The sequence below is a fragment of the Candidatus Tisiphia endosymbiont of Oplodontha viridula genome, assembly GCF_964264865.1.
In the GTDB taxonomy this organism is placed as follows: domain Bacteria; phylum Pseudomonadota; class Alphaproteobacteria; order Rickettsiales; family Rickettsiaceae; genus Tisiphia.
Map to the genome: position 1 here is coordinate 1,602,633 of NZ_OZ183486.1, position 18,493 is coordinate 1,621,125.

An 18,493-nucleotide genomic window follows, 5' to 3' on the forward strand; every position below is an offset into this window, starting at 1 on the left:
AGGTAAGAATGTTTGTTAATAAAATTTTAATGATTACTGGAGGTACGGGGTCATTTGGTAACACAGTGATGAAACGATTACTAGAAAGTGATATTAAAGAAATTCGCATATTCAGTCGGGATGAAAAAAAACAAGAAGATATGAGGATTGCTTTCAATAATCCAAAGCTTAAGTTTTATATTGGGGACGTAAGAAATTATGATAGTATTTACTATGCTATGAAAAATGTTAATTATGTGTTCCATGCTGCAGCCTTGAAGCAAGTTCCATCATGTGAATTTTATCCGATGGAAGCAGTACGAACTAATGTACTGGGAGCTGAAAATATGATGAATGCAGCTATTGCCAATGGTGTTGAGCGGGTTGTGGTACTCAGTACTGATAAGGCGGTATATCCTATCAATGCCATGGGTTTATCAAAAGCAATGATGGAAAAATTGTTGATAGCTAAAGCTCGAATGAGTTCTAAAGGAGATACTATCCTGTGTTGTACTCGTTATGGTAATGTAATGGCTTCCCGGGGTTCAGTAATACCTCTTTTTGTTAATCAAATTAAAGAGGGGAAACCGCTAACTATTACCGACCCAAATATGACACGTTTCTTAATGTCACTTGAAGATTCTGTAAATTTAGTGTTATATGCTTTTGAACATGGTCAACAAGGTGATATTTTTGTGCAGAAATCTCCAGCTTCAACGATTGAAGTATTAGCTCATGCTATAAAAGGATTATTTAATGCTAATAATGAGATTCGTTTAATTGGTGTGCGTCATGGAGAAAAGATCTATGAATCTTTGATTTCTTGTGAGGAGATGGTTAAAGCTGAAGATTTAGGAAATTATTACAAGATTCCTGCTGATAATCGTGATCTCAATTATTCAAAGTTTTTTGTAGAAGGAGATCTAAACGTTGCTTCTTTAACTGACTATACATCATCTAATACAGAAAGATTGAATATAGAACAAGTTAAAAAACTTTTACTAACACTTGACTTCATTAAAGAGCAACTTAATGCTTAAAGTAATGACCATTATTGGTACTCGCCCAGAACTTATTAAAATGTCTAGAGTAATTTCTGAGTTTGATGAGTATACTAATCATATTTTGGTTCATACAGGGCAAAATTTTGATTATGAACTAAATCAGGTTTTCTTTGACGATCTTAACATTCGTAAACCAGATTATTTTTTAGAAGCTGCTGTTAGTGGTAATGCAACACAAACCATTGCACGCATTATTGAGAAAACTGATGAGGTTTTAGGAAAAGAACAACCAAATGCATTGTTGCTTTATGGTGATACGAACTCCTGCCTTTCAGTTATCGCAGCCAAAAGGCAAAAGATACCAGTTTTTCACATGGAAGCTGGCAACCGTTGTTTTGATCAAAGAGTACCAGAAGAGCTAAATCGTAAAGTAGTTGACCATTTAAGCGACATCAATATAGTTCTAACTGAACATGCCCGTCGTTACCTTATTGCCGAAGGTGTATCGCCAGAGCGAATTATCAAGTCTGGTTCGCATATGCAAGAAGTGTTAGGTTATTTTATGCCTAAAGTGCATCTATCAAATGTGCTAGATAGGCTAGAACTTCAAGCTCATCAATATTTTTTAGTCAGTATTCATCGTGAAGAGAATGTAGATGTGTCAGCCAATTTACAGGACTTACTTAATACTTTACAGATGTTGGTTAAAGAATATGATATGCCCGTGATTGTATCAACACATCCTCGTACACGTCAGCTGTTAGAAAAATTAGGTATTAAAGGTTTGGATAAACAAATTCGGTTTTTAAAACCATTCGGTTTTCTAGATTACATAAAATTGCAAATGGAGGCTTTTTGTATTTTATCTGATAGTGGTACAATTACTGAGGAAGCTTCTCTTCTTAAATTACCAGCAATTACCATTCGTAATACTCACGAAAGACCTGAGGGTATGGATGAAGGTGTTTTGATAATGAGTGGTCTTAAAGTAGAAAAGGTTCTAGATGCTGTGCGTATTGTAACCAAACAACATAGTAAATATAGTCATTTACAAACAATCGTTTCAGATTATAATGCTGGCTTAGTATCTCAAAAAATACTCCGTATCGTTTTGAGCTACGTGGATTATATTAATAGAGTTGTGTGGTTTAAGTGAATTAGTACCACCTAAATGTACATAAAGGTTTGTATGACTAGAATATCTCAGGCTAATTTGCCTTGTCGGTTCTCTCAATCTCAAATGAAAGAGTTTGCACTACTTGCAAGCAATAAGATTATTGATGCAAAAAATAATGGTATGTATTATCTTGAGCCATTTAAACACCTAGTAATCGATAATTTTTTACATGCTGATTTAGCTCAAAGTTGTTTAGATAATTTTCCTTCCCCTAATGAAGATATATGGGATAGAAGCTATGATGAAAATATTGAGATAAAACAAAGGACTATATGGAAATCAGAATTTGATATACCGGAAGCTATTGTTGATACTATTCGTTTGCTCAATTCGTCTATATTTCTTTTAGCCTTATCAGAGACTTTTAATATTAGAAAACTTGTGCCTGATCCATATTTTACTGGTGGAGGGCTTAATGTCACAATGCCAAATGGTTTATTAGATGTACATGTTGATGGTAATTATCATGATGCAACGGGACTTAATCGTCGTATGAATGTTATTATATATTTGAACCCAAAATGGCAAGAAGGATGGGGAGGAGAATTTGGAATCTATAATAATAATGGCGAGAATTGTTTAAAAAAGCTTGCTCCATTATTTAATCGTCTTGTTGCATTTGATACGCACGATAAAAGCTATCATGGTTTACCAGATCCATGTAAATTTCCAGAAGGTGAATATCGTAAATCGATCATTTTATATTACTATACAAAAGCCCCTCGGGAATCTATTAATAATATTATTGACAAACCTCATAGAGCTCTGTGGAAAAAACGTAATTTTACTGATAAGGATGGTAATATTATTAGAGAATATAGCTGAGATTTTATGAGTAGTAGTTTAATGAAGATACTGCAAGTGAATGGATACGAATCACCAGGTCGTAGATTTAGTGGATTATCTATAACACCACTTCTCAAAAAATATGGTATTGAATCTCGTCATTTAATTTGGGAGAAGGATACTCAAAATCCAGAAATACTAACTTTTGAAGGAGCAATAGCTCGAAAAATTAATCGGGTAATTAATAAAATAGAACGAATTACTTCTTTACAGTCAGTACTGCATTTGAACGCTTCGCGAATGATCAAAATGCCGGCCTTTAAAGAAGCTGATCTTATTCACCTTCATATTATAAGTTCAGGATATTTTTCTATATCAGATTTATCAAAGATTACCAAGCTAAAGCCAACGGTTTGGACTTTACATGATCCTTGGGCTATGACAGGACATTGTATTCATCCGTTTGATTGTAAACGTTGGATGACTGGTTGTGGTAATTGTCCTGACCTGACTAGCCATATACCACTTGCTAAGGATAATACTAGATTTTTATTTAATTATAAGCGTGCAGCTTACAAGAGATCTGATTTCGATATCATTGTAGCCTCAAAATGGATGCAAGATATGGTTAATAATTCACCAATGTTTGAGAATAAACTAGTTCATTTAGTGCCATTTGGGTTAGATTTAAACTTCTTTTCTGCTGCTGCTTGTCCAAATGCACGAAAGCTATTTGATATTCCTGAAAATGCTTTGGTAATATGCTTTCGGGTAGAGCAAAATGAGTTTAAAGGAGTACCTTATATTATTCAGGCACTCGAACGTATTAAGTCAAAGCAGCCAATTTGCTTATTGACTTTGAGTAGTGGAGGAGCATTATTACAGCAATTTGCCGACCGATTCCAGATAGTAAATCTTGGTTGGACTAATGATGAAGAATTAGTGCGGGAGGCATTGGTAGCTGCAGATATTTTTTTAATGCCATCAGTTGCAGAAGCATTTGGCATGATGGCAATTGAAGCAATGGCTTGCGGTAAACCTGTAATTGTTTTTGAAGGTACTTCATTGCCTGACGTTACTTTTGCTCTAGATATTGGTTTGGCAGTACCTATGCGTGATGGAGAAGCTTTGTACTTAGCACTACAACACTTAATTGATAATCCGGATGAATGTAAACGGCGAGGACAAAAAGGTAGAATGATGGCTGAATTGCATTATGGAGATGAATCCCAAGCTAAAAAGTTAGCTGATATTTATAATAGGGTTGTTGCTAGATGAAAATTTTACTTTTAACAGATATGCCTCCTTGTCATAATTTTACTGCAGGATTAGTGCTAGACCGTTTAATACGGTTTTTACCAATTGAACAAATTGCAATTTGCTCAATTGTACACCCCCACCTTAAACCAATCATACCTAAAGAATTAGAGATAATTCCTCACCTTAAATTGATAAAACCTCGGGAAATGGCTCCGAGGAGATTATGGGGCAAAGCAGGTAGATTACTAGCACTTGTCTTTGAGTTAATTCAAGCAATGCGGGTAAAATACTCAATATTACCGCAAATTGTTAATTTTGCAAAACAACAGCAAGTTGATGCATTATGGGTGGTGTTGGAAGGTCAAACTATTGTACGTTTAGCTAGACCTCTTTCTTGTAAGTTAGCATTACCATTATTTACTCAAGTATGGGATCCTTTCGAGTGGTGGTTGCGTGAGAATAATATTGATGTATATACTAGGCGACGACTTCTAGCAGAGTTCGATGAGGTCATAAAACATAGTAAGTCATGTGCATCTGCTTCATGGGCAATGTCAAAGACTTATTCGCATAAATACGGTGTGCGTAGTATACCTGTAATTGCTAGTTTACCTAATAAATTTGCCAAGATACCTGCAACAAGACCACATGAGAATAGAAATGAATTTATCATTGCTATAGCAGGACAATTATATGCACAAGATGCATGGCAATGCCTTATTAATACTCTAAATCAAGTTAATTGGTCTATAGCAGGAAGGCGAATTCGTCTTAGAGTCCTTGGGGCTCACTTTCAGGTATATACTCAGACGCCAACTAATTTCGAATATCTAGGATGGCAGTCACAAGAAGAAACCATCAATTTCTTAGAAGATTCAGATCTCCTGTACATGCCGTACTGGTTTTCAGAAGAGTATCGTCTTGAGGCTACCAATAGTTTTCCTGGAAAATTGGTCTCCTATTTTGCCGCTGGTCGTCCTGTTTTTTGTCATGCACCATATTATGCATCACCTACTAGATATATAGCCAAGCATAATGCAGGGATTTTGTGTACATCTATGGATTCTCTAGTTGTTTTGCAAAAACTAGAACATGCTATCCTAAATACAACTTCATATGCAATAGTGACAAAAAATGCTACTGCTTGTTTTTTAATGGACTTTACTTTAGAGCATATGCAAAAAACATTTTTTGAGTTTTTAGGATTAGATAGTGCATCAAAAAATAACTTAAAGAATAAATTCTCTGAAGTATATGATAAGAATATTTTTGGAGGCTCTGTATCACGTTCTGGCGAAGGGTCTGATCTATTACAGACGGAAATTGTTAGAAACGAGATACCAAAGATTATTAGAGAATTTAAAATTAAAACCTTTCTTGATGCTCCATGTGGTGATTGGTATTGGATGCAAAAGACAGAGCTTGAAGTAGAACAATATATTGGAGTTGATATTGTAGATGCTTTGATAGAAAAAAATAAAGAAGAATTTGGTAATACTACAAGAATATTTAAAGTTTTGAATCTAACTAAAGACACTTTACCAATAACTGATCTTATTTTTTCACGAGATTTACTAGTACACCTAAATTTTGAAGATGCATTTAAAGTAATAGCTAATTTTAAAAAATCAGGTGCTACTTATCTATTAACAACAACATTTGTAAATAGAGGGTTAAATGAGGAGCTTAAAGAAACTTTTTGGCGTGTTTTAAACTTGCAACAACCACCGTTTAATTTTCCAAAACCAATTTTATTAGTGAATGAGGGTTGTACAGAAGATGGGGGGTTATATTCTGATAAAAGCTTAGGACTTTGGTTATTAAAGGATATCTCATTATCATTTAGACAAGTTATGTGAGGTATTTCAATGAGCAATAGCCTCTTTTATCCAAAAGTTTCAATCGTTATTCCCGTTTACAACGGTGCTAATTATATGCGTAAAGCAATAGATAGTACAGTTGTTCAGACTTATAAAAATTTAGAAATTTTAGTTGTTAATGATGGATCAAATGATAATGGTGAAACGGAACGTATAGCTTTATCTTATGGTAACAAGATTCGTTATTTTTCCAAACCAAACGGTGGGGTAGCTTCAGCCTTAAATTTGGCAATTAAGGAAATGACAGGAGAGTATTTTTCGTGGCTTAGTCATGATGATGTTTACAATCCAAATAAAATTGAACATCAAATTAATATACTTAATACTCTTCCCAATCGTAATACGATTATTTACGGTGGATATGAAGTTATAGATCATAAATCCAAATCACTGTCTTTTACAAGACCAGATAAAATATTATCAGTGGAAAAATGTAATATCCCATTATTCCCTCTTATGCGAGGATTAATTCATGGATGTACTCTTTTAATACCCATAAAATATTTCCGTGAAATTGGTACTTTTAATGAAACATTATTAACTACCCAGGATTATGCACTTTGGTTTGAGTTTCTACGGATAGCACCTATTCATTTTGATGATCGTATTTTAATTAAAAGTCGTACTCATCTAGACCAAGGAACACATAAAATTACTAGCCATATGAATGAATGTAGTGAATTATGGTCTGGGTTTCTCAGAAGGTTAACTTTAGAAGAAATGACTATAATGGAAGGATCGCCTTATTTATTCCTGCATCGTACTAGTGTTTTTCTTGCAAATGCTTCTTGTTATCAAGCATCTGAACTAGCTGATTCAATGGCTAAGGATATCTTAACCGATATTAAGATTAGTGTAATTATGCCAATTTATAATAGAATTGATTTGGCAATTGAGTCTATAAAGAGTGTTATTGCACAAACTCATAAGTGTTTTGAATTGATTATAGTAGATGATGGTTCTGAAGATGATGTATCTAGGTTGATTGAGGAGTGCAATAAAGATAGTAGAATTAAATATATTCGTAAGGAAAATGCAGGACCAGCAGCGGCACGTAATCTAGGTATTAAACATGCATCTGGGCAGTACATAGCGTTCATTGATTCTGATGATTTGTTTTATGACAATAAACTTGAGGTTCAATTGAAGTTTATGGAGGATAATAGTTTGTTATTCTCGCATACTTCTTACCATAGAATAGATTGGGTTGGAAATTTGATAAAATATATAAGCTCTGGTACTTTTAGCAAGCAAGTTTTTCCAAATATTATTACTAAATGTCCAATAGCAATGTCTAGTGTAATGGGAAAAACCTCCCTTTTTATGTCAAACAAATTCCCTGAAAATATAAAGATTGGTGAAGATATATGCTTGTGGATATCTATAGCAAGCAAACATGATATAGAAGCAATTGATTTGGCCTTATCATGTGTTAGAGTTAATTATGGAATTAGTAATTGTTTCAATAATAAAAAAATGACAATAAGGTTAATTAATATTTCCTTATTTGTTATGAATGATGAATATTTAAGTCAATTTGATAAGCAAGTTAAACCTTTACTATTATCCGCAACAAAGATACCTAGCTTTTCATCAAGTAAATTAATAAAATTTAATGACGTACCTACTGTATTATTTAAGAGTTACAAACCTAATATAATAGTACAATTAATTTTGATGATCGTAAGATCACTGCGTGTAGATGGTTTTAGAATAACGTGGAATAAAATTTGTAGGAAACTAGGTATACTCCAATGATGGTTTTGATACTGTTTTAAGAGACAAGCATTAAATTAGGATTAAAGTAATTCTTCAGCAACCCAATCTCCACCTACTTTACTCTCAAAAGAGCAATTAAAATCAATTTATTTGCAGCTTTTCAGTGGAGAAAATGCTAGAATAGTCTTAGAAGATTTAGCCTACATAAGTGGTGTGTATCGCAGCAATTTCATGCGGCAAGAAAGCAACTACACCGCTTTCAATGAAGGCATGCGAGCTTTGTTTTTGTACATATGCTCGCAAGCGTCAAAAGATGATGGAGTGGATAATATTGAAGGAAATTTATAATGAGGATAGCTTATGAGTACGAATAGTAAAACACTGGTATCGTTAGATTATGCGATTAAATATCTACTCAAAGATAAAGGTGATTATGAAATAATCGAAGGCTTTATTTCGGCTATCCTTAAAGATGCTGGTTACTTACCAGTAAAAATCACCGCTTTACTAGAGAGTGAGAGTAATAAAGAACGTAAAGACTTAAAGAAAAGCGTAGCTGACGTTATCGTTGAAGACCAGCAAGGTCATAAATATATTGTGGAAATAGATCGTTCAACTACCCACACTTTTCTCCACAAAGCTTGCTTTAATAGTTGTCGGTTGATTGTTGATAATATCAGCTCAGATCAGGATTATAGTGATATCAAAAAAATATTTCATATCAACTTAATATATTTTGTGTTGAGCGATATAAGCTCTCCATTATATCACGGTCAGACTATATTTAGAAAAATGGACAGGGAACATCCAGTAGACTTACATCTTGCTGATATGGGTTGTAGGTTTTTTGATGTTCACAATGTATTTCCTGAATATTTTGTTATTTCCGTACCGCTTTTTGATGGTATTATAAAAGATGAGTTGGATGAGTGGTTATATTTTGCCAAACATTCTGAGGTTAAAGATGATTTTAAGTCGCCTTATATGAAGAAAGTAGCAGAACGTCTGAGTGTTCTAAAAATGACTCCAGAAGAACGTCAGCACTATCAGAATTATGTCAATGAATCGCTAAAAGAACGTGATTATATAGTTGCAGCTAGAACTGAAGGTAGAGCTGAAGAAAAAATAGCAATGGCAAAAAAAATGCTAAAAGAAAATTTTTCTATAGAAACTATAAGTAGAATAATAGAACTATCCATAGAAGAAATAGAAGTGCTACGTGAGAATTTGGCTGAAGACACAACTACTGTACTTGACGAAAATTAAATAGGAAGGGTATTGAATTGCTGTATTGGAAAAATAGAACGACCGTTGTTCATAACTGTTGAAAGTTAAAAAAGATATTATTTTTGTAAAAACATATTAGTGGAAGAAATTTTTGGTATATACTGCAAAAAATTGAAGAATTTAGAAGAGAAAATTCTATGTGGATCAAAAACACTAACATTAGTATGATAGTTATGTGGTCAAAACGGTGTCATAGCTGGTTAACAATAATATTTTGTTTAATAATTAACAGCTATTCAACTATTTATGCTTCTAATACAAATATTGCAAATAGATTTGCGACAAAAATTGCTATTGTAGATATACACTCTATTCTAGAACATTCTGTAGCAATCCAGTCTATAAGAAAATCTGTAGACCAAATAAGCGAGAAAATTCGACAAGATCTATCAAAGAAGGATGGGGAACTAAAAGAAATAGAGAATCTATTAATGGGAAAACGTAACTCTTTAAGTGAATCAGCTTTTGAACAAGAATTTAGTCTTTTTGAAAAGGAAATAAACATAGCACAAAAAGAAATACGAGATAGGAAAGTACGTCTTGAGCAAGCCCATGCTGAAGGTATAGGAAAAGTACAAGAAGCAATAACAAAGATTATAAGTGCTTTAGCAGAAAAGTATAATCTTGATCTAGTTATACCTAGTACTCAAATTTTATTTGCTAAAAATAGTCTGAATATTACACAAGAAGTGATAGCAGAACTAAATAATAAATTAAAACATGTTACAATTAAATACGAATAATTTGTTATAGAGGTTTATCAATGACAGAATTTACTCCCATTACAGTAGCTTATGGTGATGGTATAGGTCCAGAAATAATGCAAGCAGTACTGTATATTTTAAAAGAAGCTGAAGCAAGAATACGTATAGAAATGGTGGAAGTAGGAGAGAAATTATACCAGAAGCATTATACTTCAGGGATAGCACAAGATACTTGGGAATCATTGGCAAGAACTAAGATTCTTCTAAAAGCCCCTATTACCACTCCTTTAGGTGGTGGGTATAAAAGTTTAAATGTAACTCTTAGAAAAGCCCTCTCTCTTTATGCCAATGTTCGCCCTTCTATTTCTTATGCTCCTTTTGTTAAAACACTTCATCCAAACTTAAATACGGTTATAGTACGAGAAAATGTTGAAGACTTATATGCTGGAATTGAATATCGCCAAACTCACAATGTTTATGAATCTCTTAAACTAATCAGCAAAGTTGGTAGTGAAAGAATTATTAGATATGCCTTTGAATATGCGATAAAAAATAACCGTAAAAAAGTCACATGTTTTAGTAAAGATAATATTATGAAACTTTCTGACGGAATTTTTCATAAAGTTTTTGATGAAATTGCGAGTGAATATAAGCAGATTCAAAGTGACTATTATATAATAGATATAGGCACTGCAAGACTGGCAACTCAGCCAGGATTATTTGACGTCGTTGTAACTTCAAATCTGTATGGGGATATTATATCTGACGTAGTGGCAGAAATTTCTGGATCAGTAGGACTTAGCGGTTCTGCTAATATAGGTCAAAATTATGCTTTATTTGAAGCGGTACATGGCTCTGCCCCGGATATTGCAGATCGTAACTTGGCTAATCCTTCTGGTTTACTTAACGCAGTAATTATGATGCTAATTCATATTAAGCAAAAGGATATTGCTGCATTAATAGAAAATGCTTGGAAAAAAACCATTGAGGACGGAGTTCATACTGGGGATATCTATGATGAGAAAATATCTAGTAAAAAAGTTGGAACTAAGGAATTTGCTGATGAAGTAGTGAAAAGACTAGGCTCCAAACCTTCTAAGCTCGCAGCAGCTGCATATTCATCATCAACTGCACAAGAAACTATTGACACGATATATTCGATTAATACTAAAGAAGCTAAAGAATTGGTAGGTAGTGATATATTCATACAGATGGAGGCTTTGACTGCCCATGATGTAGCAGCAAAAATTCAAACTATCAATTTAGGTGACTTAGAATTAAAAACCATAGCTTCCATGGGACTTAAATTATGGCCAAGAGATGAGAGGTTTGAATTACTGTCTGATCATTGGTGTTGCCGCTTTATGGCAAAGAAAGATGGGGAAAGAGTAACGCATTTATCTATAGCCCATTTACTTGAAGCTCTAAGCAAGGCAAAAATAGACTTTATTAAAATTGAAAATCTATTTGAATTTGATGGGAAAGCTGGATATTCGCTTGCTCAAGGAGAATAGAATATTTATGTTTTTTGTTATCGGTTATGGATTAATCTTACTCGGAATTATAGCAATATTTTCCGGGATTGTTGGACTTTTTAGATTTCCTGATTTCTATACAAAAATTCATGCTGCTAGTGTAATTGAATGTTGCGGCGTACCTTTATCACTTGTTGGTCTTGCATTTTTACAACATGATTTTACCAGCTCTTTTAAATTAGTTTTTGCCTCTATATTGATTTTAATATTAAACCCGGTATCTACTCATGCAATTGGCAAGGCTGCTTTATTAGAAAAAACTAACCTAAAATGATTGATCGCTTATTTATGATACCAGAAATAATAAATTTTCAACTAGCTAGCTGGTTGCTTATGGTAATCCTTATAATGCTTGCCATCGTATCAATTAAGATTATATTTTGTAATTCTTTATTAGAAACAGTAGTAATAAATTCTGTTTTTAGCTTACTTATTGGTTTATCTTATCTTCTTATGGACGCTCCAGACGTGGCAATGACTGAGGTAGCTCTAGGTAGCTGTTTGTCTAGTTGTGTCTTCCTAAGCTTTCTCACTAGATTGCAAGACATACAGAAATGTGATCTTAAACCAACACGAGTAATAAGTTCATCAATTATATGTTTAATGTTCATAGTAACATTTAGCTTTGCAGGACTTGATTTACTAGAATATGGATCTATAGATTCTCCTATACAAAGTCACCTAACCAAATATTATATTGAAAATACTAAAAATGATATTGGTATTCCCTCTTTTGTAGCAGCACTACTAGCTAGCTACAGAGGTTATGATACTCTTGGAGAAACGGCAGTCATTTTAATTGCTGGAATATCGGTATTATTGCTATTTTCACAAAAAAGTAATGAACATGCTTAAAGATTTTATCATTATAAAACATTCTACTCTTTTTATCTTACCTTATATATTTTTATATGGTCTATATATTCAAATTAATGGTGATGCATCACCAGGAGGCGGATTCCAAGCTGGAGCTATATTTGCTTCTATGATAATTGGTTTTGATTTAGTTCATGGTCAGTTCAAATTAAAACAATATTTTTCTACTGATTTACTAGTTGGTATGGCTACTATCGGGGTACTTATCTATGCCATGACCGGTATGGTATCAATATTATTTGACGATAATTACTTAAACTACTATTCTCTTGCAAATGAGAAATTATTAGCTCAACATATTGGTATCTTTATCATTGAAATTGGCGTTGGACTTTGCGTTGCATCGGTTATGTGTTTAATATATTCTATAACTCGATAATCAAGTTTTTTAGAATTATTAAAAGATACGTCTATTAGCGAGGAGTCGCTGGAAGCGGCGACGCGGCAATCTTGTGAAGTAGGGACAAGTATTACTTCAAAAGATTGCTACGATGCCGCTTTTCGCGGTTTCTCGCTAATAGACGGTTAAGGAAAAACTTGATTATCGAGTTTAAGCCATAGTAATAGTTATAGAATTTTAATGGATATAAAAACATAATGATTAACAATAAATTAGTACGTAACTATACTTCTGCTTTATTTGATAATGCATTGGCAAGTAGCTTGGAAGATAAAATATTACAGCAGATTACCATTATTAATCAATTTATCGAGGATAATCCGCAAATCAAGGCTGTTATATTTTCTCCTATAGTAAAGGATATTGACAAATGTAAAATAATTGAGTTAATTACAAAAACCTTTAATATCGAATCTATAGTTAAGCGGTTTTTGTTAATATTACTAAGGCATTCACGTATGCCTATTTTATCAAACATAATAGTATTATACCAACAACTACTTAATAACAGCAGAAATATTAAAATGGTAAAAGTAACTTCTTCTAAATCTTTGCAGACTAGAGAGAAAGAATGGTTAACAAAATATTTAGCAGATGACTTTCAGCAGAAGGTTGCTATAAATTTTCGCCAAAGTCAGTCAATTATTGGCGGTATTGTGGTGCAATATGATAGCATAGTTAGGGACTATTCTATTGCTGGAATGTTAGAAAAAATAACGAAAACCTTGAAATCTACAAAGATAACCGGAAGTTCGATGTAACTTGTTATAACTAAACTGGAAAGGTTTTAGCCAAAAAATCGTCTATTAGCGAGGAGGCACAAAGTGCCGACGTGGCAATCTCATGAAGTAATATCTGCCTTTGTTAGGCGACCTCGAGGTGTGATTTGAGTACTACTTCACAAGATTGCCACGTCGGCACTTTGTGCCTCCTCGCTAATAGACGGTTTTTTGGCTAAAACTTTTTCGGTCTAGCTATACATTGAACTTCCGGGATACATATAACGCGAATTCGGGATAAGAATTTGTCAATTCTTATCCCGAATTCGCGTAGGTTAAATAAATTTTATATGAGGAATAATTATGGGGTCTACCCAACAATTAAAGGCTGTTGAACTTGCTGAAATATTAAAAAAAGAAATTGCTAATATTGATCAGCTTAGCGATTTACGAGAAGTAGGGCAGGTTGTAACAGTTGGTGATGGTATAGCTAGGGTATATGGTATCGATAATGTGGAAGCTGGCGAGGTCGTTGAGTTTGCGTCAGGCGTGAAAGGTCTTGCTCTTAATCTTGAAACAGACTCTGTAAGTATTGTATTAATTGGTAGTGATCGAGAAGTCAAACAAGGTGATGTGGTAAAAAGAACTGGAAAGATTTTACAAGTACCAGTTGGTAAGTCATTGCTTGGTAGGGTCGTTGATGGTATGGCAAATCCTATTGATGGTAAAGGCGAGATTATAACTGATACATATAGGAATATAGAGGAAAAAGCTCCGGGGATAATTGTTAGAAAAAGTGTTAAAGAGCCGGTGCAAACGGGTATCAAAGTGATTGATGCCCTAATTCCTATTGGTAGAGGTCAGAGGGAGTTAATTATTGGTGACAGGCAAATAGGTAAAACCGCTATTGTTATCGATACTATTATTAACCAAAAACAAGCTCATCTTGACGGCGATGAAAAAAATAAAATTTATTGTATTTATGTAGCTATTGGTCAAAAAAGATCAACTGTTGCACAGGTAGTAAAAAGATTAGAAGACTCAGGAGCAATGGAATATACCACAGTTGTAGCAGTTACTGCCTCTGATCCTGTTGCGTTACAATATGTTGCCCCTTACACTGGTTGTAGTATTGGTGAGTATTTTCGTGATAATGGTATGCATGCACTAGTTATTTACGATGATTTAAGTAAACATGCTGTTGCTTATAGACAAATCTCACTATTACTTAGAAGACCGCCGGGACGTGAAGCTTATCCAGGAGATGTATTTTATCTACATTCTAGGTTACTTGAACGAGCCGCAAAAATGTCAGATAAAGCTGGTGGGGGATCTCTTACAGCTTTGCCAATTATTGAAACTCAAGCAGGTGATGTTTCCGCATATATTCCAACCAATATTATATCAATTACTGATGGACAGATTTTTTTAGAAAATGAGCTGTTCTATAAAGGTATCAGACCGGCAGTAAATATTGGTATATCAGTGAGTAGGGTAGGGTCAGCAGCACAAGTAAAATCTATGAAGCAAGTGGCAGGAAGTGTAAAACTTGAGTTAGCACAATTTAGGGAATTAGCAGCTTTTTCTCAGTTTAGTTCAGACTTAGACGTTGCAACTAAACAACTTATTTCACATGGTACAAAGCTGAGCGAAATATTGAAGCAGGATCAATATAGTCCTTTCCCTGTTGAGGAACAAGTGGTTAGTCTTTATGCTGGGGTAAAAAATTATCTTGATAGTATTCCTGTTGAACGAATAAAAGAATTTGAGCATAGAATGCTACAAGAAATGAAACTGAGTGAAAACGATATTTTAGTATCTATTAGAGAGCAAGGACGAATTACTGAAGAAATGGAACAAAAGTTAAAAATTTTCTTAGAAAATTTTGTGCAAAACTTTAATGCTTGTTCACTCGATAATCAAGTTTTGCCTTAACCGTCATCGCGAGGCATCTTTAGATGCCGTGGCGATCCAAGTAAACAGCGAAGCTGTTTTTTTAGAGTAACGCTTCGCGTATCCTAGATTGCCGCGTCGTCGCTTTTTCGCGACTTCTCGCTAATAGACGTATTTTTTAATAATTCTAAAAAACTTGATTATCGAGTGTTCAGTAAGTTAAATCGACTTCAGATTAAGATTAATTAGGTAGCTATGTCAGGTTTAAAACAGTTAAGATCTCGTATTAAGAGCATTACAACAACGCAAAAAATCACTAAGGCTATGCAGATAGTTTCGGCTACTAAGTTTACAAAAGCCAAAAACCAAGTTAAGGACTCAGAGGATTATATGGGGATTCTGCAGGGTATAATGTCTAGCGTGGCATCTAGCAATAATTTACAGGATATGCCTATCGAGCAGAAAAAATTTTTCTCGGAAGGATTATTAGACCAAGGTGACTTGAATATAAATAAGTCACATTTACTAATAGTAGTCACCTCCGAACGAGGTTTATGCGGAGCTTTTAATTTTTTACTGTCCAAGCAGGTAAAATCTGATATTGCAAATTTGGAAAATGCTGGTAAACAAGTAAGGCTTATTATTATTGGCAAAAAGGGTTATGATGCATTTAAGGGACAATATTCCCATTATATTGATGATTATTATGAGTTTCCAAAAGCTCATAATAATAATTTGTCATTTCAGATCAAAGAAAAACTGATGGAGATGGTAGAGGATTCTAGAATTAGCAATTGTCAAATATATTTTAATAACTGTAAAAATGCTATGATACAGATTCCAACTAAAAAGCAAATATTGCCAATAGAAAAACAGCTATGTTCAAATGAGAAATATTTGAGCTATGAATATGAAGGTGAAGAGCTTATTTTGCATATGATTAATCTTTATGTATCGGCTCAAATTAATTATGCTCTACTACAAAATAGAGCTAGTGAAGAAGGAGCTAGAATGACAGCAATGGATAATGCAACAAAAAATGCTAAGGAGCTTATTAATAAGTTAACACTAAAACTTAATAGATCTAGACAAGATCTGATTACTAAGGATTTGATAGAGATTATTGCAGGGGCAGAAGCCGTATAAAAAATAAATTAAGGTAAAATATGACAAAAACTATTGGCAAGATTGTGCAGATTATTTCAGCTGTAGTCGATGTGCAGTTTAGTAGTGATGGTAAATTGCCAAAAATTCTCAATGCACTTGAGTGCAATAATAATGGAGAGAAAGTGATACTAGAAGTATCACAGCATATAGGAGACGATATTGCTAGATGTATATCTATGGGACCAACAGAAGGGTTAGTAAGAGGGCAAGAAGTAATAGATACAGGTGAGACTATTAAGATACCTGTCGGTATTGGCACACTCGGACGCATAATAAATGTGGTTGGTATACCAATTGATGAAAGAGGTAAGATTGATTCAACTGACTTTGCTTCAATTTACAAACCAGCTCCAAATTTTGTTGATCAATCAACTGAAAGAAACATTTTGGTTACAGGGATTAAAGTCATTGATCTTTTAGCCCCTTATTCAAAAGGAGGAAAAATTGGGTTATTTGGTGGTGCTGGGGTAGGAAAGACAGTGTTAATTATGGAGCTTATTAATAATATAGCAAAAGCACATGGAGGATATACGGTTTTTGCAGGAGTTGGGGAAAGGACTAGAGAAGGTAACGACCTTTATCATGAAATGATTGCCTCTGGGGTAATTGATTTAAAAAATCCCCAAAAATCTAAAGTAGCTCTTGTTTATGGGCAAATGAACGAACCACCCGGTGCAAGAGCTAGAGTCGCTTTAACTGGTCTTACTATAGCCGAAAGTTTCAGGGATTTAGATGGAGGACAGGATGTCTTGTTTTTTGTCGATAATATTTTTCGCTTTACTCAAGCTGGTTCTGAGGTATCAGCCCTATTAGGTAGAATACCTTCAGCAGTTGGTTATCAACCAACATTGGCAACAGATATGGGAGAGCTGCAAGAGCGTATTACTTCAACAAAGCTTGGATCAATTACCTCTGTGCAGGCTATTTATGTGCCAGCAGATGACCTAACTGATCCTGCTCCTGCTGCTTCTTTTACTCATTTGGATGCGACTACCGTACTTAGTCGACAAATTGCTGAGCTTGGTATTTACCCGGCAGTAGATCCACTTGATAGTACTTCACAATTACTAAATCCGGCAATTGTTGGAGAGAAACATTACTTGGTTGCTCGTGAGGTACAAAAAGTTTTACAGACATATAAGTCTCTGCAAGATATAATTGCCATTCTAGGAATGGATGAGTTATCGGAATCAGATAAATTAACCGTTACTAGGGCAAGGAAAATTCAACGCTTTTTATCTCAACCTTTCCATGTTGCCGAAGTATTTACAGGTATAGCTGGAAAATTTGTCAGTTTAGCTGATACTATTGAAGGGTTTCATGGGTTGGTTTCCGGCAAATATGACTATTTACCAGAGGCTGCTTTTTATATGGTTGGTAGCATTGATGAAGCAGTAGAGAAAGGCGAAACACTTAAAGAAAAAGTGGCATAATGAATAAAACAATTAGGGTTAAAATTGTAACGCCAGCGAATGTTGTGTTTGACATGGAAGCTCAGATGGTAACAATGCCGGGAGAATTAGGAGAATTTGAGGTTTTACTAGGTCATGAGTTATTAATTGCAAATTTAAAAGATGGATTGACAAAAATTACAGTAGATAATTCTGTATTTAAGTATTTTATCTACTCAGGGTTAGCTGAGGTCACGTGGACAAATGTAAATATAGTAACAGAATTTGCTGTTGATACTAGTAGTTTGCAACTACATGAGATAATTAGGAAAATAGACTCTTTAACAAAAGAAATAGACGAAGAAATTGATGATACAAAAATTGATATTATTAAATTGGATATTGCTAGATATGAATCTTTGCTAGCTCATATTTAAAGAATTAAACAATTTTTCAAAGCAGAAGAGTATATAACATCATAGTACACATTTTTCTATAATCGTCATAGCAAGGCTCTTTAGATGCCGTGGCGATCTAGGTAAACAGCGAAGCTGTTTTTTTTTTCTAGTACGCTTCGCGTATCCTAGGTTGCCGCGTTGCCGCTTTTTCGCGACTCCTCGCTAATAGACGATCAGCAGCCATTTTAATAGTGGTTATATAAAAAATGTAGATACTATAGATATAACATCCTTCTAGGCTATTTTCTTAGATACCAG

General features: G+C 34.1%; 15 protein-coding genes and 1 pseudogene. All 16 read left to right on the forward strand.

Features of this window, described 5'->3' with window-relative positions:
• Nucleotides 1-8 precede the first annotated feature (8 nt).
• The 16 genes and pseudogenes from ACFEL1_RS07835 to atpC all read left to right on the forward strand — a co-directional run bounded on the left by ACFEL1_RS07835 (nucleotide 9) and on the right by atpC (nucleotide 18,214).
• Nucleotides 9-1,019 (forward strand): polysaccharide biosynthesis protein, encoded by a 1,011-nt coding sequence (locus tag ACFEL1_RS07835; protein WP_341761268.1) that lies wholly within the window; start codon nucleotides 9-11, stop codon nucleotides 1,017-1,019.
• Nucleotides 1,012-2,139 (forward strand): non-hydrolyzing UDP-N-acetylglucosamine 2-epimerase, encoded by a 1,128-nt coding sequence (gene wecB / locus ACFEL1_RS07840; protein ID WP_341761267.1) that lies wholly within the window; start codon nucleotides 1,012-1,014, stop codon nucleotides 2,137-2,139. The genes ACFEL1_RS07835 and wecB overlap by 8 nt, the downstream gene beginning before the upstream one ends.
• A 33-nt stretch (nucleotides 2,140-2,172) precedes the next feature.
• Nucleotides 2,173-2,985: a 2OG-Fe(II) oxygenase gene (locus ACFEL1_RS07845; RefSeq protein WP_341761266.1), complete on the forward strand. Its 813-nt coding sequence runs from the start codon at nucleotides 2,173-2,175 to the stop codon at nucleotides 2,983-2,985.
• 6 nt (nucleotides 2,986-2,991) lie between these two features.
• On the forward strand, nucleotides 2,992-4,224 hold the full coding sequence (locus ACFEL1_RS07850) for a glycosyltransferase family 4 protein (protein WP_375330993.1): 1,233 nt from the start codon (nucleotides 2,992-2,994) through the stop codon (nucleotides 4,222-4,224).
• Nucleotides 4,221-6,065, forward strand: a complete 1,845-nt coding sequence (locus ACFEL1_RS07855; RefSeq protein WP_375330994.1) for a hypothetical protein — start codon at nucleotides 4,221-4,223, stop codon at nucleotides 6,063-6,065. Before ACFEL1_RS07850 ends, ACFEL1_RS07855 begins: the two co-directional genes overlap by 4 nt.
• Nucleotides 6,066-6,074: 9 nt before the next feature.
• Complete coding sequence (locus ACFEL1_RS07860; RefSeq protein ID WP_341761263.1) at nucleotides 6,075-7,844, forward strand: glycosyltransferase family 2 protein; 1,770 nt, start codon at nucleotides 6,075-6,077, stop codon at nucleotides 7,842-7,844.
• A gap of 321 nt (nucleotides 7,845-8,165) precedes the next feature.
• Nucleotides 8,166-9,071, forward strand: coding sequence for an Rpn family recombination-promoting nuclease/putative transposase (locus ACFEL1_RS07865; RefSeq protein ID WP_341763240.1), 906 nt, complete (start codon nucleotides 8,166-8,168; stop codon nucleotides 9,069-9,071).
• 194 nt (nucleotides 9,072-9,265) lie between these two features.
• Nucleotides 9,266-9,835, forward strand: a complete 570-nt coding sequence (locus ACFEL1_RS07870) for an OmpH family outer membrane protein (RefSeq protein ID WP_342278703.1) — start codon at nucleotides 9,266-9,268, stop codon at nucleotides 9,833-9,835.
• Nucleotides 9,836-9,855: 20 nt separating this feature from the next.
• On the forward strand, nucleotides 9,856-11,310 hold the full coding sequence (locus tag ACFEL1_RS07875) for an NADP-dependent isocitrate dehydrogenase (RefSeq protein WP_342278702.1): 1,455 nt from the start codon (nucleotides 9,856-9,858) through the stop codon (nucleotides 11,308-11,310).
• A gap of 7 nt (nucleotides 11,311-11,317) precedes the next feature.
• Nucleotides 11,318-11,605, forward strand: coding sequence for a Na+/H+ antiporter subunit G (locus ACFEL1_RS07880; protein WP_342278701.1), 288 nt, complete (start codon nucleotides 11,318-11,320; stop codon nucleotides 11,603-11,605).
• Nucleotides 11,602-12,586: pseudogene (locus ACFEL1_RS07885) on the forward strand (DUF4040 domain-containing protein). Before ACFEL1_RS07880 ends, ACFEL1_RS07885 begins: the two are co-directional and overlap by 4 nt.
• Nucleotides 12,587-12,804: 218 nt before the next feature.
• A complete protein-coding gene (atpH, locus tag ACFEL1_RS07890) occupies nucleotides 12,805-13,368 on the forward strand; it encodes an ATP synthase F1 subunit delta (RefSeq protein ID WP_342278700.1) in 564 nt (187 codons plus the stop codon).
• A 321-nt stretch (nucleotides 13,369-13,689) separates the two neighbouring features.
• The gene (gene atpA / locus ACFEL1_RS07895) at nucleotides 13,690-15,261 is read left to right on the forward strand and encodes a F0F1 ATP synthase subunit alpha (protein WP_375330995.1); all 1,572 of its coding nucleotides are present in this window, start codon (nucleotides 13,690-13,692) and stop codon (nucleotides 15,259-15,261) included.
• Between the two features lie 213 nt (nucleotides 15,262-15,474).
• The gene (atpG, locus tag ACFEL1_RS07900; protein ID WP_375330996.1) at nucleotides 15,475-16,365 is read left to right on the forward strand and encodes an ATP synthase F1 subunit gamma; all 891 of its coding nucleotides are present in this window, start codon (nucleotides 15,475-15,477) and stop codon (nucleotides 16,363-16,365) included.
• Nucleotides 16,366-16,385: 20 nt separating this feature from the next.
• Nucleotides 16,386-17,819, forward strand: coding sequence for a F0F1 ATP synthase subunit beta (gene atpD, locus ACFEL1_RS07905; protein WP_375330997.1), 1,434 nt, complete (start codon nucleotides 16,386-16,388; stop codon nucleotides 17,817-17,819).
• Nucleotides 17,819-18,214, forward strand: coding sequence for an ATP synthase F1 subunit epsilon (gene atpC, locus ACFEL1_RS07910; protein ID WP_342278696.1), 396 nt, complete (start codon nucleotides 17,819-17,821; stop codon nucleotides 18,212-18,214). Before atpD ends, atpC begins: the two co-directional genes overlap by 1 nt.
• The last annotated feature ends 279 nt before the right edge of the window (nucleotides 18,215-18,493 follow it).